The sequence below is a fragment of the Streptococcus suis genome (assembly GCF_902702775.1).
Taxonomy (GTDB): Bacteria; Bacillota; Bacilli; order Lactobacillales; family Streptococcaceae; genus Streptococcus; species Streptococcus hashimotonensis.
On the sequence record NZ_LR738724.1, the window covers coordinates 2,103,340 to 2,124,110 of the forward strand.

At 42.9% G+C, this 20,771-nt stretch carries 19 protein-coding genes; 9 read left to right on the top strand and 10 right to left on the bottom strand.

The features are described from left to right. Positions 1-29 precede the first annotated feature (29 nt). The 5 genes from GPW69_RS10165 to argR form a co-directional block, all read right to left on the bottom strand. Entirely contained in the window at positions 30-716 is a 687-nt protein-coding gene (locus GPW69_RS10165) for a gamma-glutamyl-gamma-aminobutyrate hydrolase family protein (RefSeq protein WP_074391257.1), read from the bottom strand. A 113-nt stretch (positions 717-829) separates the two neighbouring features. Continuing rightward, positions 830-1,003: a hypothetical protein gene (locus GPW69_RS10170; protein ID WP_002941962.1), complete on the bottom strand. Its 174-nt coding sequence runs from the start codon at positions 1,001-1,003 to the stop codon at positions 830-832. A 33-nt stretch (positions 1,004-1,036) separates the two neighbouring features. Then, entirely contained in the window at positions 1,037-1,159 is a 123-nt protein-coding gene (locus GPW69_RS10175; RefSeq protein WP_074391259.1) for a DUF3021 family protein, read from the bottom strand. An 82-nt stretch (positions 1,160-1,241) separates the two neighbouring features. Then, positions 1,242-3,782, bottom strand: coding sequence for a DNA mismatch repair protein MutS (gene mutS / locus GPW69_RS10180; protein WP_074391260.1), 2,541 nt, complete (start codon positions 3,780-3,782; stop codon positions 1,242-1,244). Between the two features lie 14 nt (positions 3,783-3,796). Then, positions 3,797-4,237 (bottom strand): arginine repressor, encoded by a 441-nt coding sequence (gene argR / locus GPW69_RS10185; RefSeq protein ID WP_002937036.1) that lies wholly within the window; start codon positions 4,235-4,237, stop codon positions 3,797-3,799. A 106-nt stretch (positions 4,238-4,343) separates the two neighbouring features. On the opposite strand from argR, the gene argS reads away from it, so the two are divergent. Then, positions 4,344-6,032, top strand: a complete 1,689-nt coding sequence (gene argS, locus GPW69_RS10190; RefSeq protein WP_074391261.1) for an arginine--tRNA ligase — start codon at positions 4,344-4,346, stop codon at positions 6,030-6,032. A 179-nt stretch (positions 6,033-6,211) separates the two neighbouring features. After that, positions 6,212-7,126, top strand: a complete 915-nt coding sequence (locus tag GPW69_RS10195; protein WP_074391262.1) for an SH3 domain-containing protein — start codon at positions 6,212-6,214, stop codon at positions 7,124-7,126. Between the two features lie 53 nt (positions 7,127-7,179). On the opposite strand, the gene GPW69_RS10200 is transcribed toward GPW69_RS10195, so the two are convergent. Next, a complete protein-coding gene (locus GPW69_RS10200; protein WP_024384267.1) occupies positions 7,180-7,704 on the bottom strand; it encodes an ABC transporter permease in 525 nt (174 codons plus the stop codon). A gap of 111 nt (positions 7,705-7,815) precedes the next feature. On the opposite strand from GPW69_RS10200, the gene GPW69_RS10205 reads away from it, so the two are divergent. Further along, positions 7,816-7,998, top strand: a complete 183-nt coding sequence (locus tag GPW69_RS10205) for a hypothetical protein (RefSeq protein ID WP_074391263.1) — start codon at positions 7,816-7,818, stop codon at positions 7,996-7,998. Between the two features lie 39 nt (positions 7,999-8,037). On the opposite strand, the gene malQ is transcribed toward GPW69_RS10205, so the two are convergent. Continuing rightward, a complete protein-coding gene (malQ, locus tag GPW69_RS10210) occupies positions 8,038-9,558 on the bottom strand; it encodes a 4-alpha-glucanotransferase (protein ID WP_074391264.1) in 1,521 nt (506 codons plus the stop codon). Between the two features lie 301 nt (positions 9,559-9,859). Between malQ and GPW69_RS10215 the strand changes: the two genes are divergently transcribed. The 6 genes from GPW69_RS10215 (at position 9,860) to pulA (ending at position 17,275) form a co-directional block, all read left to right on the top strand. Continuing rightward, positions 9,860-11,119, top strand: a complete 1,260-nt coding sequence (locus tag GPW69_RS10215) for an extracellular solute-binding protein (protein WP_074391265.1) — start codon at positions 9,860-9,862, stop codon at positions 11,117-11,119. A gap of 106 nt (positions 11,120-11,225) precedes the next feature. Next, positions 11,226-12,521: a sugar ABC transporter permease gene (locus tag GPW69_RS10220; RefSeq protein WP_009911009.1), complete on the top strand. Its 1,296-nt coding sequence runs from the start codon at positions 11,226-11,228 to the stop codon at positions 12,519-12,521. A gap of 1 nt (position 12,522) precedes the next feature. Beyond that, positions 12,523-13,365, top strand: a complete 843-nt coding sequence (locus GPW69_RS10225) for a sugar ABC transporter permease (RefSeq protein WP_024384271.1) — start codon at positions 12,523-12,525, stop codon at positions 13,363-13,365. A 131-nt stretch (positions 13,366-13,496) separates the two neighbouring features. After that, positions 13,497-14,207: a hypothetical protein gene (locus tag GPW69_RS10230; RefSeq protein WP_232051800.1), complete on the top strand. Its 711-nt coding sequence runs from the start codon at positions 13,497-13,499 to the stop codon at positions 14,205-14,207. Between the two features lie 9 nt (positions 14,208-14,216). Next, positions 14,217-15,200 carry a LacI family DNA-binding transcriptional regulator gene (locus tag GPW69_RS10235; protein ID WP_002936122.1) on the top strand — a complete coding sequence of 328 codons (984 nt, stop codon included), beginning with the start codon at positions 14,217-14,219 and terminating at the stop codon, positions 15,198-15,200. A gap of 23 nt (positions 15,201-15,223) precedes the next feature. Continuing rightward, a complete protein-coding gene (gene pulA, locus GPW69_RS10240) occupies positions 15,224-17,275 on the top strand; it encodes a type I pullulanase (protein ID WP_074391267.1) in 2,052 nt (683 codons plus the stop codon). A 151-nt stretch (positions 17,276-17,426) separates the two neighbouring features. Here pulA and nrdI read toward each other — a convergent pair whose 3' ends face one another. From nrdI to aspS, 3 genes are all read right to left on the bottom strand, one after another. Then, entirely contained in the window at positions 17,427-17,876 is a 450-nt protein-coding gene (gene nrdI / locus GPW69_RS10245; protein WP_074391268.1) for a class Ib ribonucleoside-diphosphate reductase assembly flavoprotein NrdI, read from the bottom strand. A gap of 75 nt (positions 17,877-17,951) precedes the next feature. Next, entirely contained in the window at positions 17,952-18,890 is a 939-nt protein-coding gene (locus GPW69_RS10250) for a YitT family protein (RefSeq protein ID WP_074391269.1), read from the bottom strand. Then, positions 18,877-20,628, bottom strand: a complete 1,752-nt coding sequence (gene aspS, locus GPW69_RS10255) for an aspartate--tRNA ligase (protein WP_074391270.1) — start codon at positions 20,626-20,628, stop codon at positions 18,877-18,879. Before aspS ends, GPW69_RS10250 begins: the two co-directional genes overlap by 14 nt. Between the last annotated feature and the right edge of the window lie 143 nt (positions 20,629-20,771).

Consider the following 20,771-nt stretch of genomic DNA (forward strand, 5'->3'; position numbering starts at 1 on the left):
AATTCTCCTTTTGTATCAGCAAGTCAGACCTACAAGGTCTGCACAAAATAATCAAATAGCTTCTGATTACCGCCACTTTGATCAATCAGAAGTTCCGGATGCCACTGGACACCCAGAAAACGTGTCTCATCCATTGATTGGACAGCCTCAATAATACCATCATCCACAGAATGCGCAATCGCTTCTAGCCCCTGACCCAGATTCTCTATCGCCTGGCTGTGAATAGAATTGACAGCTACTCTCTGACCAAAAATACTAGCCAGAGGCGTTGCCTCTTTACATTCCACCTGGTGAATCAGATCAAAAGGCATGGACCGATGCCCCTCTACCGCTTGTTTGAGAGTTCCTCCACGTGCAACATTGAAAAGCTGCATCCCCCTGCAAATCCCCAAAATCGGTTTTTCCTGTCTCAAGGCTTCGTGGACCAATTTCAGTTCAAATTCGTCACGTTCCTTGAAATAGTCATCGCTTTCGATGAGTTTTTCTTGACCGTAAAACTGAGGTAATACATGTTGACCACCCGTCAGTAATAACTTATCAATCGCCGACACATAGTCGACAACATCCGTTTCACCAGACAAGGGGATATAAAAAGGAAGGCCCCCCGCTCGCTTGATTCCATCTGCAAAGTTACGAGACACCGATAACTTCATAATCGGAATCCCCTCTGCGACAGGCTTTTCATTACTGGTGATGCCAATAATCGGTTTCCCCATCCTGCCCTCCTTTCGTAATGTATAGACACTATCTTATCATGCTCTCTCTTTTTTGTATATTTTAAATTATTTATAGCCAGCCATAAAAAATATTTATGGATCAAAAAAAGAGCCTATTCTGACTCTTGTTTTCTAGTCCATAAAAAGTACAGGTTAATAGCACAGGCCACTAAAATCACAGCAGGCCAAAGCAAATTCAACAAAGGAAGTTTACCGACATTGTAGGCAATATAGAGAGTATTCCACACTACCCCTAAACTATAGACAATCGTCAAAATAATTTTCATAAGACACTCCAATTAAATGATAGTGCTATTATACTACAAACGACCGTTGATGTCCTTAATCTGCCGCTCCATTTTCCGATAATTTAGGAAAAATAGCAAAGCGTAGACCAAGATAAAGATAAACCAGAAGAGGTAGATAAGTTCCTTGTCCGACAATAGCAGAGGTTATGAGAGAAATAATGGTTCCGAGAGACTAAACTGCAAAAAAGCCAGAACAACTGTCCTGACTTTCATTGTCTTATAGTTTCTTCTTCAATTCTGCCACCCTCATCATGACTTCCATTGGGGTCATATTATAGATGTCCAGTTTTGCCAGTTCATCGAGGACTGGGTGAGATGGCGTGTCTGCGAAGAGGTCGATTTGACCAGACGGCTCTTCCACAACTGACGGAGCTGGGTGAGTTGGTGCAGTAGGGGCTTGGTTTTCAAGCGTCTGCAAAATCCTATCCGCCCGCTGCAATAGCTCCTCTGGCATTCCCGCAATCTTAGCCACATGGATCCCGTAGGACTTGTCAGCTGGACCTTGGGCAATCTTGTGGAGGAAGGTGACTTGGCCGTCCTTCTCCAAGGTCGATACATGGACATTCTCTAGGTGTTCTAAGGTCTGGCTAAGGTCTGTCAACTCATGGTAGTGGGTGGCAAAGAGAGTCTTGGCACCAATCTTGTCGTGGATGTACTCGATGATAGACTGGGCCAGGGCCATACCGTCATAGGTGGCCGTTCCCCGTCCAAGTTCGTCAAAGAGGATGAGCGACCGATCTGTCGCCAGACGGACCGCCTTATTGGCCTCCATCATCTCGACCATAAAGGTAGACTGACCGCTGACCAAGTCGTCTGCCGCCCCAATCCGAGTGAAAATAGCATCGAAAATCGGCAATGCAGCCTGATCCGCAGGCACATAAGAACCCATCTGCGCCAGAATGACAATAACCGCCAACTGCCGCATATAGGTAGACTTACCACTCATGTTTGGACCAGTAATCAGTTGCATATGCGTATCGGTATTCAAGTGAATAGAGTTGGGAATATAGGTCTGCTTGCCCATGACCTTCTCCACCACTGCATGACGTCCACGGTCAATGGTTAGTTCTCTTTGAACTGTAAAGCGTGGACAAACCAAATGTTGCTGCTCTGCCACAACTGCAAAAGCCTGCAAAACATCGATGGTTGCAATGGTCCGAGCCAACTTCTGCAAGCGACCGATATACTTCTCAACCTCTTGGCGAATCCGCATGAAAATCTCGTACTCCAAATTAGCAGACTTATCACGCGCCTCCAACATCTGCCCTTCGATCTTAGCCAACTCTTCCGTTCCATAGCGCTCCGAGTTTTTCAAGGTCGCCTTACGGAAGAAATGACTAGGCACATTGCCCAGATTGGAATTGGTCACATGAAAATAGTAACCGTCTTTTTTATTGTAATCAATCTTAAGATTGTTGATACCAGACGCTTCACGCTCCTTGGCCTCAATCTCCGCAATCCAACCCGCTCCCTCACGCATGACCAGACGGTACTGATCCAGCGTTTCGTCAAAGCCCGTACGGATGATATTTCCATCTGTGATGGTCCCTTGGGCTTCTGGGGCAATAGCAGAGCTGATGAGAGCATGCAGTTCTGGAATTGGGTCCAATCCAGCTACCAGATTGCCTAGAGCAGGCTCATTGATTTGTAGCAAGATATTCTTGATTGCTGGGATATTTCCCAGAGTCTGGGAGAGCTGCAAGAGATCCTTGGGCATGGTTTTTCCAAAAGACACCCGACTGGCCAAGCGTTCGATGTCATAGACACCTTTTAAAGCCTCGACCAAGTCACTCCGTTCAAAGAAGTAATCCAGAAAAACCTGAACGACAGCCTGACGATTCTCAATCCGCTTAAGGTCAATCAAGGGACGATCAATCCATGTCCGTAATAGTCGCATACCCATGGCTGTCTTGGTTTCGTCTAACAACCAGTACAAACTACCATGCTTCTTACCTGTCCGACCGTTTTCAAGCAGGTCCAGGCTAGACTTGGTTGCATAGTCCATTTGCAGATAGTCCTTGATTTCATAATGGACCACCTTTTGCAAGTGGCTCAGATCTCGCATCTGAGTCCGATGAAGGTAGCTGAGGAGTTTCCCAGCCGCAGCCTTTTCCAAATCCGTCAGCGAGTTGTCAATCAGCTGAACATCCTCCGTCACCTCCTCCTCAAAAGACAGCAACAAGTTCATCTGATTCGAGAAAACCTGCTCCTCTTCCTCCGACAGAGCATAGCCGATGACCAATTCACGTGCCCGTAAATTGCGGATTTCACCGCAAAGACTGGTAAAATCATCCAAACTAGTCACAAAAAACTGACCTGTTGACACATCCATATAAGAAAGTGCGAACTGCACTCCCTGACGGTCAATCGCAACCAAATAGTTACTGTCGGCTCCCATTTTGGACGAATCTGTTACCGTACCAGGAGTAATGACCTGCACTACTTCCCGCTTGACCACGCCGACTGCCTGCTTAGGATCTTCCATCTGCTCAGCAATAGCGACCTTATGCCCCAATTCAACAAGTGTGTCGATATACTGTTGTGCCGCGTGATACGGTACCCCCGCCATAGGAATCGGATTCTCCGCATTCTTATTCCGACTGGTCAGGGACAGTTCCAAAATCTGTGCCGCTTCTACCGCATCTTCATAAAATAACTCATAAAAGTCTCCCATACGGAAAAGCAAAAAAGCATCTGGATACTGTGCTTTTATATCCAGATACTGCTGCATTCCCGGAGAAATTTTTTCTATTGCCATCATCTCTCCTTGTTCTAATTCAAATAGTAGTTAATCTCCGCTTCAACTTGCTGAGCCGCTACATCATCTCGACAAATAACTAAAAGTGTATTAGCTCCCGCCAGCGTTCCCAAAATAGTCTCTGGCTTTTCTGCATCAATGATATTGGCCATCAAGGCCGCTTCTCCCAGCTCTGAATGAAGGACCAGAATAAAACTAGCCCTATCTACTTTATACGCATATTGTGCCAATAATTGGATAAAATTCACGCGCTCTTCTTCGATAGCTAAGGAATAAAATGAACGCCCATTTTCATGAATTTTTATCACTCCCAACTCACGTAAATCACGAGACAAGGTTGTCTGGGTTACCACTACCCCTCGAGCCTCTAAACCTTGCTGAATATCCGTTTGTCGCCCTATTTTTTCTTGACGAATCATGGCCTTTATTAAATCATGTCGTCCTGCTTTATTCATCATTTTACCTCAAAATGTATATTTATAGAAATATTATAACACTTTTCCCCGCTATTAGCCTAGAAATGTGTTAAAATAGAATCAATAACTTTGGAGGAAATCCTATATGAATCAAAAACAAGTGATTGCAGAAAGATTGGCTGCCATCCTTCCGAGTTTGGAAGTGGAAGCTATCTACAATCTGCTAGAAAAACCAAAATCATCAGAAATGGGCGATATTGCCTTCCCAGCCTTCTCACTTGCTAAAGTGGAACGCAAGGCTCCACAGGCTATCGCAACGGACATCGTTGAAAAACTCGATACAACTGGCTTTGAGAACGTTGTTGCAACCGGTCCTTACGTCAACTTCTTCTTGGACAAGGCTGCTATCTCCCACCAAGTCTTGACAGATGTTATTACTGAAAAAGACCAATACGGTCAACTCAACATTGGTCAAGGACGCAATGTAACCATCGACATGTCTAGTCCAAACATTGCTAAACCATTCTCAGTTGGACATTTGCGCTCAACCGTTATCGGTGATGCCCTTGCTAACATCCACGAAAAGCTTGGCTACAAGCCAATCCGCATCAACCACTTGGGTGACTGGGGTAAACAGTTCGGTATGTTGATTGTTGCCTACAAACTTTGGGGTGACAAGGCTGCGGTCGAAGCAGACCCAATTTCAGAACTCCTCAAACTCTATGTGCGTATCAACGCTGAAGCGGAAGAAAAGCCTGAGTTGGACGAAGAAGCTCGTCAATGGTTCAAAAAATTGGAAGATGGCGATCCAGAAGCTCACGAGCTATGGCAATGGTTCCGTGATGAAAGCTTGGTTGAATTCAACCGCATCTACGACAAACTCGATGTAACCTTCGACAGCTATAATGGTGAAGCTTTCTACAACGATAAGATGGACGAAGGTATCCAAATCTTAGAAGAAAAAGGACTTCTTCAAGAATCTAAAGGTGCAAGAATCGTTGACCTCGAAAGCTACAATCTTCCACCAGCCCTCATCATGAAAACAGACGGTGCAACACTTTACATCACACGTGACATGGCAACAGCTATGTACCGCAAACGCACTTACGACTTTGTGAAAAGCATCTATGTCGTTGGTCAGGAGCAAATCAACCACTTCAAACAGCTCAAGGCTGTCTTGAAAGAAATGGATTTCGACTGGAGCGACGATATGACCCACATCACCTTCGGTCTGGTTACCAAGGATAAGAAAAAACTCTCTACTCGTAAAGGAAATATTATCCTACTCGAGCCAACTCTAGATGAAGCTATTTCACGCGCTCTTACTCAAATCGAAGCTAAAAACCCTGACCTTGAAAACAAGGAAGAAGTGGCACACGCAGTTGGTGTAGGCGCTGTTAAGTTCTACGACCTCAAAACCGACCGTGACAACGGCTACGACTTCGACCTAGAAGCTATGGTTTCCTTCGAGGGCGAAACAGGTCCTTACGTACAATACGCATACGCCCGCATCCAGTCTATCCTGCGCAAGGCAAACTTTGTACCAAGCGCAGAAAATGACTACAAACTAGCTGACGCAGAAAGCTGGGAAATCATCAAGCACATCCAAAACTTCTCAAACGTTGTAGAACGTGCCGGTGACAAATTTGACCCATCTCTCATCGCTAAATATGCTATCAACCTAGCTCAATCCTTCAACAAGTACTACGCACACACGCGTATCTTGGATGAAAGCCCAGAGCGTGACAGCCGTCTAGCACTTGCCTACGCAACAGGACTTGTCCTCAAAGAAGCTCTACGTCTTCTCGGCGTAAAAGCACCAGAAAAAATGTAATCAAAGCCTTCGGCTATCAGCCGAGGCTTTTTTTCTACCACATTGCCTACTATCGTTTCCGATTCCTTATCACAACAACTCCTTATGCCAAATGAAAATCAAAAAGATTCATTTCAATTACGAATATATAGATGGGAGGTACACGTGATACCTCTACATCTACTACACAAGGAGAAATAATGAAAACATTCTTGAGAAGAAAAGGAATCGCCTGTCAGCTTCTAGCCGCCATTTTCATTGTCGGTATCAATTTACAATCCCCACCTTCAGCCTCAGCCAATGCGCGAGGAAATGACTATCCCTACACAGCAGTTGATGCAGTCGATCCATGGAGACTCTACACACGCCAGTGCACCTCCTTTGTAGCCTTTCGACTTAGCACAGTTAACGGTTTTACATTGCCACCTGCCTATGGTGATGCCAATGTTTGGGGCCATCGTGCCAAGCAAGAAGGTTATCAAGTTAACAGGACACCTACTGTCGGCGCCGTTGCCTGGTGGGAAACTCCCATGCATGTCGCATGGGTTTCTGCGGTAAATGGAGATACCGTAGAGATCGAGGAATACAACTACGGTGTTCGCTATACCTACGGAAGGCGAGTTATCCCCAAAAATGCCGTTAGCGGCTACATTCATTTTAAAGACCTCGGAGCGGGAACAACCAACTCTCAACCCGCCTTAGCCCCAAGCGGCACCTATACTTTTACCAGCCAACTGGCCATCAAATCTCAAGCTAGTCTATCTAGCCCTACCCTCGATTACTATTATGCTGGCGAAAGCGTCCGCTACGACAAGGTTCTTGAAGCCGACGGACAACGATGGATTAGCTATATCAGCTATTCTGGAGCTCGGCGCTATATCGCCATCCAGCCTACCATTACTCCATCTACAAACAACAGCCTACCAGCGTCAGGTAGCTACACCATCCAGTCCTACTCTAGTGTCCGCAACAATCCAAGTCTGTCCAGTCCTGAAATCACCTTCTACGGAGCTGGCTCAGTCGTTCGCTATGATAAAGTTATTACTGCCGAAGGTCGCACATGGATTAGCTATATCAGTTACTCAGGTGCTCGACGCTACATCGCCATCTCCTAATCACAAAAAAGACAAAACTTAAAAGCACAATCTTTTTAGACTGTGCTTTTTCATTAAATATCTGTCGAATTAATAGCTGTGCTCGGTTTTTCTTTCGGTTTACGTAGATGGAAGAAAATAGTTACCCCAAAATAGATAGCAAATAGGACAACTCGAATAATATAATTCATCATTGCCTGCGCCTCTACTGACTGACGCATAACTGAATCCGTATAAATTTGACCCAACCCTTTCTCACCAATAAAAGCATAGGTCGAAAATAGGAGAGTTACAAAAAGATAACCCAGGTAGGTATAAGAAGCCTGCTCATTTTTCTTGAGGAAAAGCAGCACAATCGTCGCAATCACAGCAAGTAATAACACAACTGCAAATGCCTTATTGACAAGATTCGTCTGGAAATTGATAGATTCTCTCATGTAGGTAAAATATGCCTCATCAATCCCCTCAACATTAAAATTCTGCAACAATTGACGCACAACCGCCTCATCGTACTTCGCAAAAAATATATTAAAGCCACGCAATACGCTCGCAATAGATGACAGCACAACAAAAATATACAAATGAATTGGTCTTTTCATAATAGCCTCCTTTTTTCTATATTTTATACTCATATTTTTGTATTGTCAATCATATATTTCATTTGACTACAAATATAATTTTGTTATACTAAATTCAAAGGAGGAAAACTCATGAAGAAATTACCCACCTATATCGGAGTGATTATTTTTGTAGTTACTCTACTGATTAACTGGTTATTGTCAAGTCTTGCTAAAGTGCTGAATACATTTTTCATTTGGACTATCGTAGCCTGCCTACTCTACACCATCTACTACTGGATTCGCTACTGGCTCTATGTCCGTAAACAGAGATAACAAAGACTCCTCTAAGTTAGCTGCTTAGAGGAGTTCATTTTATTCTGACTTTTCATCAACCAAATGCACATTAACCCGACGATAGGTTTCTGTAAGGTCTAGCAATTCCGCTTCAATCTCTGGTGTCAATTGATCTGCCGTCATTCTCCAAGTCCAGTTACCACCAAGCGTATTTGGCAAGTTCATGCGAGCTGAACCATCCAAACCAAGTAGGTCCTGCATAGTAGCCACCGCCATAAAGGCAGGCGAACCAAAGAGCAGGCGGAAAAGAGCATGACTGACCGTTTCGCCCTCACGACGATTGCTGTACTTATCTAAGAATGCACGCGATTCTTTCGTTGTTTCATTTTCGTACCAGCCAAGAATCGTATCATTGTCATGGGTTCCCGTATATGCCACCACATTATTAGGATGGTTATGTGGCATTTCAATGCTGTCGCCCTCAGGATCAAAGGCAAATTGCAGGACTTTCATACCAGGAAAACCTGTCGTATCACGTAATTGGATGACCTTATCTGTCACAGAGCCCAAATCCTCAGCAATAATATTTAAATCACCAAGTTCACGCTTGATTGTATCAAATAATTCAAAACCTGGTGCTTCGACACGATAGCCATTTACAGCAGTTTCTTCACCTGCTGGAATTTCCCAGAAGGAGGCAAAGCCGATAAAGTGGTCGATACGTACCATATCGTATATCTTAAAGGATTCACGTAAACGAGCAACCCACCAAGTAAATCCGTCATGCTTCATCGCTTCCCAATCATAAATCGGATTACCCCAAAGCTGACCAATTTCCGAAAAGGCATCTGGCGGACAGCCTGCAACCACACTCGGCTTGCCTTCTTCATCTGTTTTAAAGAAATGTGGATTAGCCCACATATCGGCAGAATCAGCCGCGATATAAATCGGCATATCCCCAACAAACTCAACACCTTTGGCATTGGCGTAAGCCTTTAAAGCCTTCCATTGTGAAAAGAATAAATATTGTGTAATGCGGTGATAATCAATTCGATCTGCCAACAAGTGACGATAATATTCCAAGGTATCGTAGTAACGTAAGCGCGCCCCTTGATCTTCCCATTCTGTCCAAGGTTTGAGATCAAAATGCTCTTTTATAGCCATATACTCCGCAAAGGTATGAATCCAAAAGTCATTCTCCCCTAAGAACATCCAATAATCTTCTGGCAGGCCTTGTGCCTTCATGTTGGCAACTGCCTTCTCCAGTAATGGACGGCGAGCATAAAAAATGGCTGCGTAATCTACCTCTGTAGGATTCTGCCCAAACTCAACACCTTGTAAATCCTCTGCTGCCAGCCAACCTTTATCAATCAATATATCGAAATCAATAAAATGAGTATTCCCTGCAAAAGCTGAAAATGACTGGTAAGGAGAATCTCCATAACTGGTTGTTCCCAAAGGTAAGATTTGCCAATAGCGCTGCTTAGTTCTTACCAAAAAATCAACAAATTCATAGGCCGATTGTCCCATGGAACCAATTCCATATTTTCCTGGTAATGATGAAATGTGCATCAGCACACCACTCTGTCTTACTTTCATAAGCTCTCCTATCTAATCCGCTTACACGACGCAAACGTTTTCTCTTTTTCATTATATACTGAAAACGGTAACAAATCAAGGGATTTTCCTTTAATTATGTTCGTTCCTACACCATTCCATATTTCTCTTCATTATATATACAAAAAAATTCTTATGTTTTTTAAAACTCAAAAAAATTTTTAAATTTTTTTATAAAAACGCTTGCAAACGGATTCGATCTGGTGTATAATGAAGTCAACTTAGGAAAACGTTTGCGCAAAGCAGACGTCACACAAAACTATTTATCTTCGGAGGGAAGAAAATGAAACACAATCTCCTTAAGAGCGTTGCTCTTCTTGCTGCATCAACTGCTGTTTTAGCTGCTTGCTCAAACTCAGGTTCATCAACAGAGGCATCTAAGTCTGCTGAAGGTAGCAAAGAATTGACTGTCTACGTTGACCAAGGTTATGAATCTTATATCAACGACGTCAAAGCTGACTTCGAAAAAGAAAATGGTGTGACTGTTACAGTTAAAACTGGTGATGCTTTGACTGGTTTGGATAACTTGTCATTGGATAACCAATCTGGTTCAGCTCCAGACGTTATGATGGCACCATACGACCGTGTAGGTAGCCTTGGTTCTGAAGGTCAATTATCTGAATTGACACTTGCAGATGATAGCAAAGCAGATGAGACAACAACAGCTCTTGTAACAAACGGTGGTAAAGTTTACGGTTCACCAGCAGTTATCGAGACACTTGTTCTTTACTACAACAAAGACTTGTTGACTGAAGCTCCTAAGACATTTGCAGAACTTGAAACACTTGCTAAAGATAGCAAATATGCCTTTGAAGGAGAAGCTGGTAAAACAACTGCCTTCCTTGCTGACTGGACAAACTTCTACTACACTTACGGACTTCTAGCTGGTTACGGTGGCTACGTATTTGGTGAAAACGGTACTAATCCAAAAGACATCGGTCTTGCTAACGAAGGCGCAATCCAAGCGATTGAATACGCTAAAACTTGGTATGAAAAATGGCCTCAAGGTCTTCAAGACGGTACTGCTGCAAACAACTTGATTAACACTCAATTTACAGACGGTAAAGCAGCTGCTATCATCGAAGGACCTTGGAAAGCAGCTTCATATAAAGAAGCTGGTGTAAACTATGGTGTAGCAACAATCCCAACTCTTGTAAACGGTAAAAACTACTCAGCATTCGGTGGTGGTAAAGCGTGGATTGTTCCTACAGGCGCTAAAAACCAAGAAATGGCTCAAAAATTTGTTGACTTCTTGACTGCTACAGACCAACAAAAAGCACTTTACGACGCTACAAACGAAGTTCCAGCTAACACTGAAGCTCGTGAATATGCTGTAAGCAAAAACGACGAATTGACAACTGCAGTTATCAACCAGTTCGCTTCAGCTCAACCAATGCCAAACATCTCAGAAATGGGTTCAGTTTGGACACCAGCTGGTAACATGCTCTTCGAAGCTGCAAGTGGTGCAAAAGACGCTAAAACTGCTGCAACAGACGCTGTGAAAGCTATTGCAGACGAAATTGCTCAAAAACACAGCAACTAGTCAAGTTTAAAGTTGGACTGGGAGTTCCTCCCAGTCTACTTTATTACTTAACGATAAACTGAATAGATAAAATCTACCATCTATTCAGAAGCTATATAAGGAGACTATGACTATGAAACAAAATCCAGGTAAGGCACTCCTTTTGTCCCTGATCCCTGGTCTCGGACAAATCTACAATAAACAAAAAGCCAAAGGATACATCTTTTTGGGTGTTACCCTTGCCTTCCTTGTTTATTTTATTGCTATTGCAGCTGGTGAATTAGGCAACTTGATTACCCTCGGTAGTGTTCGTGGACAAGATAATTCACTATTCATGCTGATTCGCGGTTCTTTCCATTTGATTATCACGGTTGTCTATCTCGCTTTCTATGCACTCAACCTAAAAGATGCGCGTGATACCGCGAAACGATGGAATTCAGGGATGCCAGTGGCTACCACATTAAAAGAAATGGTAAAAGGTATCTATGAGAATGGTTTCCCATATCTCTTGATTATCCCATCATATATTGCGATGACCTTTGCTATCATCTTCCCAGTTGTCGTTACATTGTTTATCGCCTTTACAAACTACGACTTCAAACACCTGCCACCAAGCGCATTGTTGGATTGGATTGGTATTACTAACTTTACAAACATCTGGAAACTAAGCACATTCCGTACCGCATTTGGTTCTGTACTTGGCTGGACAATTATCTGGGCACTCTGCGCTTCAACAGCTCAAATTGTTATCGGTATCTTGACAGCCATCATCGCAAATCAGCCATTCATCAAAGGAAAACGCATCTTCGGTGTTATCTTCTTGCTCCCATGGGCTGTTCCTGCCTTCGTAACTATCTTGACTTTTAGTAACATGTTCAACGATAGTGTCGGTGCCATTAACACACAGGTATTGCCATTCCTGAGCAAATTCCTACCATTCATCGATAATTTCCTTATCCCTTGGAAGACCGACCCATTCTGGACTAAAGTTGCTCTCATTATGATGCAGGCTTGGCTTGGTTTCCCTTATATCTATGTTTTGACCTTGGGTATTTTACAATCCATTCCAAACGACTTGTACGAAGCTGCTTACATTGATGGTGCAAGTGCCATTCAAAAATTCCGTAACATCACCCTTCCGATGATTTTAGCAGTAGCAGCTCCAACACTAATCAGTCAATACACCTTCAACTTCAACAACTTCTCTATCATCTACCTCTTCAACAATGGTGGTCCTGGTAGCGTCGGTGGTGGAGCAGGTTCAACTGACATCTTGATTTCATGGATTTATAAATTAACCACAGGTACATCACCTCAATACTCAATGGCGGCAGCAGTTACATTGATTATCTCAATGATTGTCATCAGTATTTCCATGATTGCCTTCAAAAAACTAAATGCTTTTGAAATGGAGGATGTATAAGATGAAAGTATCTGTAAAATTTAGACGTAGAATCAATCAGACCTTAACCTATCTCTATCTGATTGTTCTGTCTGTTATCATCATCTATCCTCTCTTGATTACAATCATGTCCGCCTTCAAGTCTGGTAACGTGGTTGCCTTCAAATTGGATAGCAATATCAACTTTACACTAGACAATTTCAGCAAGCTCTTTAGCGAGACTCTATACGGAACCTGGTACCTCAATACGCTTATCATTGCTCTCTTGACAATGGTTATTCAAACAAGTATAGTGGTACTAGCGGGTTACGCTTATAGTCGCTATAACTTCATCGCTCGTAAGCAGAGTTTGGTTTTCTTCTTGATTATCCAAATGGTACCAACCATGGCTGCTCTTACCGCCTTCTTCGTTATGGCCCTCATGCTCAATGCGCTCAACCAAAGCTGGTTCCTCATCTTCCTTTATGTCGGTGGTGGTATCCCAATGAACGCTTGGCTCATGAAAGGCTACTTCGATACGGTGCCAATCTCACTTGATGAATCTGCAAAACTAGACGGTGCCGGTCACTTCAGACGTTTCTGGCAAATCGTCCTCCCACTCGTTCGTCCAATGATTGCTGTACAAGCGCTCTGGGCCTTCATGGGACCTTTTGGAGATTACATCCTATCCAAATTCTTGCTTCGTGAAAAAGAATTCTATACTGTAGCTGTCGGCCTTCAAACCTTCATCAGTGATGTGAAAAATATGAAGATTGCCTACTTTGCGGCAGGTGCCATTCTTATTGCCCTCCCTATCAGTATCCTATTCTTCTTCCTACAAAAGAACTTTGTATCTGGTTTAACAAGCGGTGGCGACAAGGGATAACCCTGTCCCACCTTTTCCCTTTTTAGGGGAAACATTGATATTTATGAAAGGTCCAACGAATGCTCCCATATCCTTTTTCCTATTTTTCTAGTATCTTCTCTCCAAGAAATATGTTTGCCAATCGTAGACTAATGAACCTTTGGCAACGGTTGTTTACAACGCTTTTTTTAGTGGCGCTCTTGCTCATTCCGAGCTCCCTACAGACTGTCAATCTCGAAACCTATCCTTTAGAAAATTTCGTAGAAGGTATCTATGCACCTCTGACAGATCAGGTCGTAGATGACCTCCGTCAACATGCAGTCATCGAAAACAACCACCTAACCTATACTGGAAATACTAACTGGGAGCAAGTGACATTTGGTGATACTGTTAGCTCTAGTTCTGACTTTACTTATCAATTTGCCAATCAGTCTCTGACTATTCGTAAAGGAAGTGATATTCTAAGCGAATTGACTTATGAAGGTTTGAATACTGACGATTTTGCTAGTAAGGAGACATTAACTGCAGCCATCTCTAAAAAATGGTATCAAGCCAACCGAGCAGCTGTCGGACTGTCCATCACTCTTATTTCGACCTTTATTTTAACAACAAACCTACTCTTCATCCTACTAGGAGCCAGCTTCTTCCTCTTTTTGACTAAAAAGTCTCGTTTCTTCCATTTTGAAACGTTTGCAGAGTGCTATAATTTTGCTCTCAACTGTCTGGGCCTGCCTACTCTTATAGCCTGTCTAATTGGACTATTTGGTCAACCTGTGACTACCCTTCTAACCATACAAAATATCCTATTTGTGCTATGCTTGTTATGGGTATTTTTCAAAACAAAATTCAGAGATGAAATTTAGGAGGTCTATATGCGTGCAACCATCAAAGATGTGGCTAAATTAGCTGGTGTCTCGCCATCTACAGTTACTCGTGTCATTCAAAATAGCTCTGCCATTAGCCAAAAAACGAAAGACTTGGTGCGGAAAGCCATGGCGGATCTCAACTACCATCCAAACCTCAACGCTCGAAGCCTAGTTTCTAGCTATACACAGGTTATCGGACTGGTTTTGCCAGATGACTCGGATGTTTTCTATCAAAACCCCTTCTTCCCTACTGCCTTACGAGGAATTTCTCAAGTTGCAGCAGATCATAATTATGCCATCCAAATCTCCACAGGAAAGAATGAAGAACAGCGTCTAGAAGCGATTTCTCAGATGGTCTACGGCAAACGAGTGGATGGACTCATCTTCCTCTATTCCAAGCCCGACGATCCATTGGTACAATTGGCTATCCAACACAAATTCCCCTTCCTCATTCTTGGTAAGGCGGATTCTCCATTCATATCACTAGTTGATAATGATAATATCCAGGCCGGCTTTGAAGCTACCAACTACTTCATCAATAAAGGTTACAAAAACATTGCCTTCGTCGCTGGTAACAAAGAGTTGGTCGTATCTCAAGACCGTTATACAGGTTACAAGAACGCCCTTAAATCGCACAATATTCCCCTGGATGAAAACAAGGTCAAGTTTGTGTCTGGCTTCCTTCTCGAAGATAGTGCCTATAAAATTTCTAAGAAATTACTCAAACAAGACCTGGATGCAATCGTCACAACCGACACTTCCGTTGCCGAAGGTGTTGTCAAATATCTCAACGAAGTCGGAGTCAAACTTCCTATCATTTCTTTCGACTCCGTCAAGCCAAAACTAGATATTGAAGCCTACGTTGACGTCCACGCTATTAAACTAGGACGTGTCGCATTCAACACCCTGCACCAAATCATCAATGACAACAAGGAAGACAAGCAAGTCTGCTACCGACGTGTCATTCCACATACCATTACCGAACTCTAACTTAGAAAGGAGCCTTTTGGCTCATGGCATTACGACAATTCCAAGCATTCCTTGATGATGTAGCAACTATTCGCTTGGTCATGGAAAAACGATTCGACTCCGAACATATGAGCTTCTCACTCGAATCAAATGATGCTACGTCTCAACTTTTTATCCATTCCTGTCTAGAAGTAGACAATCTCGTTATCTATTATCTAACCAGCCTCCATGCATTGACATTGGACAAGGACTATACCATCTACGACCAGGACCGTAATAAAGCTGAACTCGGCTATGGTCATATCGTTCGCTCGACACTTTTTGAACAAAGTTATACATACAATGGGCAAGACTTGGGAGCAACCTATCGACCAGAGGCAACAACCTTTAAGTTATGGGCACCTATTTCTAAGCAAGTTTTTCTTGTTCTAGAAGGAAACCCACATGCAATGACTAAGGGAGCAAAAGGAGTTTGGGAAATTACTGTTGAAGGAGACCTAGAAGCGCACAGCTATCACTATCTCCACAAAGTAAACGGTGAATGGATTTCCGTTCACGATCCCTATGCCCTGTCTTCCACAGCCAACTCAGGTGACAGCTACGTTATCAATCCAGATAAACTTCATAAAATCCGTCGTGCTAAGACCCAACGACCTATCTCTCAGGCCATTATCTATGAAATGAGCGTCCGTGATTTCTCATGGCAAAAAGAAGCTGGTTTCAAGCATCGCAGTCAATTTCTCGGATTGACAGAGTCTCCTACCATGGATGGAATGAAGCTAGGAATGGATTACATCAGAGAACTAGGCGTTACCCATATTCAATTATTGCCTGTTTATGATTTTGGCAGTGTAGATGAAAATAAACCCCAAGCTGTTTACAACTGGGGCTACGACCCTATGCAATACAATCTGCCAGAAGGTTCTTATTCTAGCCAACCAAACGATCCTTACGCACGTATTCTAGAGCTACAAGAAGCTATTCAGGCCTACCATGATGCAGATATTTCAGTTATTATGGACGTTGTTTACAACCACGTCTATCATGCTGAAAAGTACGCATTTGAGCTCATCGTTCCAGGCTACTTCTATCGCTATGATGACCACGGCATGCGAACAGACGGGACATTCTGCGGTAACGACGTTGCCAGCGAGCGCAGTATGGTCCGCAACTACATCAAACAATCCCTTCGCCAATGGCTTGAACTCTATGGTTTTGATGGCTTCCGTTTCGACCTTATGGGTATTTTAGATAGCGAAACAATCAACCAGATTCAAACTGAATTATCTGCCATTTACCCAAATGTCTACCTCTATGGTGAAGGATGGAAAATGGCAACAGGCCTCGAATTTGAAAAGCTGGCTCATCAGTACAATGCAGAGCAGTTACCTGAAATCAGCTTCTTCAACGACGATTACCGTGATACCTTTAAGAAACTCTTGCTCAATCCAAACCGTCTAGTAGATAAGCAATTGCACGAAAAGGTACAACATCTCCTGACTGGTAGCCGATTAAGCCATTTCTTAACGCCTCAACAGTCCCTTAACTACATCGAATGCCATGATAATGCTACAGCATTTGACTATTTCCATATTGAGAATCCAAACTGGACACCTCAACAGCAGAAACGTGCTGCAAGTTTTGGTCTCCAGCTCATCTTAATCTCTCAGGGTATGGCCTTCATTCACAGCGGACAGGAATTTTTCCGTACAAAAGATGAAATAGATAATACTTACAATGTCCCTGACCGTATCAACCGTCTGGACTGGACACGAGCTATTCGCTATAAGGAACATATCGAATTCATTCAGGAATTAATTACCTTCCGCAAAAATAATCCAATACTCAGCCAGGATAACTACGAAAGTATCCAAGAAACTTGTGATTTCTACTGGTTAACTGAATATGTTCTTCGCTATCAAGTGACAAGTGAAGAAAAGACCATTCAATTTATCATCAACTTTGCGGATAGCGACTTTACCTATGAACGTGAAAAAAATAAGACAGTTCTCTACAACTATCCTCCAGTCGAAGAGTGTGATCAGCAAGAAATCACAATTGCAGGACAGAGTATTTGCATTTTAGAAGACAAATAGGACTTTAGACCGATGAAACACGATATAGTCTGAGGTATACTATAGTCAATCCTAAATATTTTTCATAATCTCCTTAAAACTCACTGGTCACGCTGGTGAGTTTTTTTGTGTGACAAAAAAACAACCCAGCATAAAGCTGAGTTGAGGCTCTTTACATCAATTCCATTATCTTCCGACCAATGCGTTCAATGTCATTCTGCATCCCTCTGAGTTCAAAGGTGTCTATAACAGGAAAATTAAATCGCTCAGCATATTGCTTAGCAGTCAGACAATATTGGTTGTTGAAATTCCGATTGCCTGAGCCAACGACACCCAGACAGAGCTCTGCATTGGTCCCCAAAGCGATAAAATCTCCAAGAGGATTGGTCAGAATTTCCACATCTCCGTTGTCCACTCCATTTCCACCTTCTAAGTAGGTTGGTAAAAAGGCGACAAGGGGTGCATCTAGCTGATAGAAAGGAATATCCTGCTTGACCAAATCTTTAACATGGACCAGTTCAACCTCCCAGTCAGTTTGAAATTGTAAAAAGGACTTTAGGCGTTTCACAAAACTTTCTGTATTGCCACTCAAACTGATGTAAACCAAATATATTTTCTTCATACATTTCCTCTTTATATAAAAACACTACATGTAGACTGTAAATACTATTTTACTCCTACATGTAGTGTTTGTCAATCAGTCGCTTTCCACAAACCGACCAATAATATTAACGTTGTCAGCTACCGATACAAAGGCTTTGGGGTCTGCCTTTTTCATAATATGCTTGAAATCATTGAACTCTGCACGAGTGATGATGGTAATGAGAATCGTCTTTTGCTCATGGTTATAAGCACCCTCAGCACCGTTGATAATGGTCACACCGCGATTGAGCTTCTTATGGATTTTCTTAATGACTCGTTCAGGATGATTGGTAATAATCATGGCCTGCATCCGTTTTTGTTTCACGAAAATCGCATCTGTCATGCGACTGGAGATAAACAGCGCAACCATTGAATACAGGGCATATTGCCAGCCAAAGGTCATCCCTGCAATCAACATAATCATAATATTGACAATCAAGGAAATGGAACCAACTTGACGTCCCGTCTTCTTGCGAATAATAATAGAGACGATATCAGTACCACCACTGGATACATTGTTCCTAAGCGCAAAGCCAATCCCAGTTCCCAGCATGAGACCACCGAAAATAGCATTGACTAACGGATCCGTCGTCAGGGTAACTGGCGGCATAAATTGGATAAAGAAAGAACTGAAGGATACCGTAATAAAGGTAAAGATAGTAAATTTATAACCAATTTTATACCAGGCTAAGATAAGCAAGGGGATGTTCAGACCGTAGTAGACCACCGCAATCGGTACATTCCAACCAGCGTAAGAAGATGCCAGAGCAGAAACAATTTGTGCAAGACCAGTAACTCCAGACGAATAGACATTCCCTGGTCTAAAGAAAAAATTGACTGCAATACTAGATAGGAGTCCATAAATAATGGACCCCGATATCCGTTCAGCATATTTTTCCCGAGAAATTCCCAAAATGACCGACCAAAACTTATTCTTTCTGGCCTTTCTTAAAAAGCGTACACGCTGTTTTCTGAAAAATTTATTCATTTTCAAGTGTAATGTCTAAAGCCAATTCCTCTAATTGAGCTGATGCAACCGTACTTGGTGCCTGTGTCATCGGATCAGATGCCTTGTTATTCTTCGGAAAGGCGATAACTTCACGAATATTATCCTCACCAGCCAATAACATGACAAAGCGGTCCAAACCGATAGCCAATCCACCGTGTGGTGGGAAGCCGTAGTCCATAGCTTCAAGCAAGAAACCAAACTGCTCATGCGCATCTTCAGCTGAGAAACCAAGAGCCTTGAACATCCGTTCTTGCATATCTTTTTGGTTGATACGAAGGCTACCGCCACCTAATTCATAACCGTTCAAAACGATATCGTAGGCAACTGCACGAACCTGTGCCAAATCACCATCCAAATGATGAGCTGTTTCTTCCGTCGGCAAAGTGAATGGGTGGTGGGCACTCATGTAGCGACCTTCTTCTTCCGACCACTCAAACATTGGCCAGTCTACAATCCAGAGGAAGTTGAATTTGCTTTCGTCAATCAAACCTTGCTCTTTTGCCAAGCGGTTACGCAAAGCTCCCAAGGTATTATTGGCTACTTCCAATTCATCCGCCACAAAGAGAACCAGGTCCTTGTTCTCAAGTTGTAAACTTGCTGTCAACTTATCTGTAATACCTGTCAAGAACTTAGCAACTGGACCCGCTAATTCTCCCTTGTCTACTTTAACCCAAGCAAGTCCCTTGGCACCAAATTGTTTGGCGTATTCTGTTAATTTATCAATGTCTTTACGTGAGTAGCTATCCGCCGCACCCTTGACCACAATGGCTTTGACAACTGGTGCTTCTGAGAAGACTTTGAAATCAACTTCCTTGACAAGTTCTGTCAAGTCTTGCAAAAGCATTTCAAAACGAGTATCTGGTTTGTCTGAACCATAGAAATTCATAGCATGGTCATAGGCCATACGAGGGAATGGCAAGGTCACATCGATTCCTTTGGTATCTTTCAAAACCTTAGCAATCAAGCCTTCTACGATGTCTTGGATTTCAACCTCATTCAAGAATGAGGTTTCTAAGTCCACCTGTGTAAACTCAGGTTGACGGTCCCCACGCAAGTCCTCATCGCGGAAACACTTAACGATTTGGTAGTAACGGTCAAAACCAGCATTCATCAAAAGCTGCTTAGTAATCTGTGGACTTTGTGGCAGGGCATAGAAATGACCTTTTGACACACGAGATGGTACCAAGTAGTCGCGTGCACCTTCTGGTGTTGACTTAGTCAACATTGGCGTCTCCACATCAATAAATTCCAAGTCATCCAGATAATTGCGAATGCTGTGGGTTACAGCTGCACGCAATTTGAAGTTGTTGAGCATTTCTGGACGACGAAGATCCAAATAACGGTAACGAAGACGGGTATCATCACTGGCTTCAATGCCGTCCTTGATTTCAAACGGAGTTGTCTTAGCCGTGTTCAACACTGTCAAGCTGGTTACTTGCAGTTCAACAGCTCCTGTCGGGATATTGTCGTTAGCTTGCTCACGCTCCACAACCGTTCCTGTTACTTCGATAACAAACTCGGAACGAAGACTCTCCGCTTTTACCATCACTTCAGCTTCAACTGACTCAGGGTTAATCACCAATTGCATAATACCTTCACGGTCACGCAAGTCAATGAAAATCAGACCACCCAAGTCACGACGACGGCCAACCCAACCTTTCAAAGTAATTTCCTGTCCGACATGTTCTTTACGAACACGTCCAGCGTACATAGAACGTTTCATTTTCTTCCTCTTTTACTGATTTTATACCTATTCATTCTACCATAAAATGGCTGATTTTTGGGGGAAATTGCCGAGAAAAATCTAAGAAACTGTATTCACCGTTCAGCACACCTATCTTAGATTTTTTATTCAGCTACTCAGCC

Excerpts from the sequence above, each read along its gene's own strand:
- argR (WP_002937036.1), bottom strand. The coding sequence starts at position 4,237 with ATGAATAAAGCAGGACGACATGATTTAATAAAGGCCATGATTCGTCAA.
- GPW69_RS10230 (WP_232051800.1), top strand. The coding sequence starts at position 13,497 with ATGAACCTTTGGCAACGGTTGTTTACAACGCTTTTTTTAGTGGCGCTC.
- malQ (WP_074391264.1), bottom strand. The coding sequence starts at position 9,558 with ATGAAAGTAAGACAGAGTGGTGTGCTGATGCACATTTCATCATTACCA.
- GPW69_RS10165 (WP_074391257.1), bottom strand. The coding sequence starts at position 716 with ATGGGGAAACCGATTATTGGCATCACCAGTAATGAAAAGCCTGTCGCA.
- GPW69_RS10195 (WP_074391262.1), top strand. The coding sequence starts at position 6,212 with ATGAAAACATTCTTGAGAAGAAAAGGAATCGCCTGTCAGCTTCTAGCC.
- mutS (WP_074391260.1), bottom strand. The coding sequence starts at position 3,782 with ATGGCAATAGAAAAAATTTCTCCGGGAATGCAGCAGTATCTGGATATA.
- GPW69_RS10235 (WP_002936122.1), top strand. The coding sequence starts at position 14,217 with ATGCGTGCAACCATCAAAGATGTGGCTAAATTAGCTGGTGTCTCGCCA.
- GPW69_RS10215 (WP_074391265.1), top strand. The coding sequence starts at position 9,860 with ATGAAACACAATCTCCTTAAGAGCGTTGCTCTTCTTGCTGCATCAACT.
- GPW69_RS10170 (WP_002941962.1), bottom strand. The coding sequence starts at position 1,003 with ATGAAAATTATTTTGACGATTGTCTATAGTTTAGGGGTAGTGTGGAAT.
- GPW69_RS10200 (WP_024384267.1), bottom strand. The coding sequence starts at position 7,704 with ATGAAAAGACCAATTCATTTGTATATTTTTGTTGTGCTGTCATCTATT.
- aspS (WP_074391270.1), bottom strand. The coding sequence starts at position 20,628 with ATGAAACGTTCTATGTACGCTGGACGTGTTCGTAAAGAACATGTCGGA.
- pulA (WP_074391267.1), top strand. The coding sequence starts at position 15,224 with ATGGCATTACGACAATTCCAAGCATTCCTTGATGATGTAGCAACTATT.
- GPW69_RS10225 (WP_024384271.1), top strand. The coding sequence starts at position 12,523 with ATGAAAGTATCTGTAAAATTTAGACGTAGAATCAATCAGACCTTAACC.
- argS (WP_074391261.1), top strand. The coding sequence starts at position 4,344 with ATGAATCAAAAACAAGTGATTGCAGAAAGATTGGCTGCCATCCTTCCG.
- GPW69_RS10220 (WP_009911009.1), top strand. The coding sequence starts at position 11,226 with ATGACTATGAAACAAAATCCAGGTAAGGCACTCCTTTTGTCCCTGATC.
- GPW69_RS10205 (WP_074391263.1), top strand. The coding sequence starts at position 7,816 with ATGAAGAAATTACCCACCTATATCGGAGTGATTATTTTTGTAGTTACT.
- nrdI (WP_074391268.1), bottom strand. The coding sequence starts at position 17,876 with ATGAAGAAAATATATTTGGTTTACATCAGTTTGAGTGGCAATACAGAA.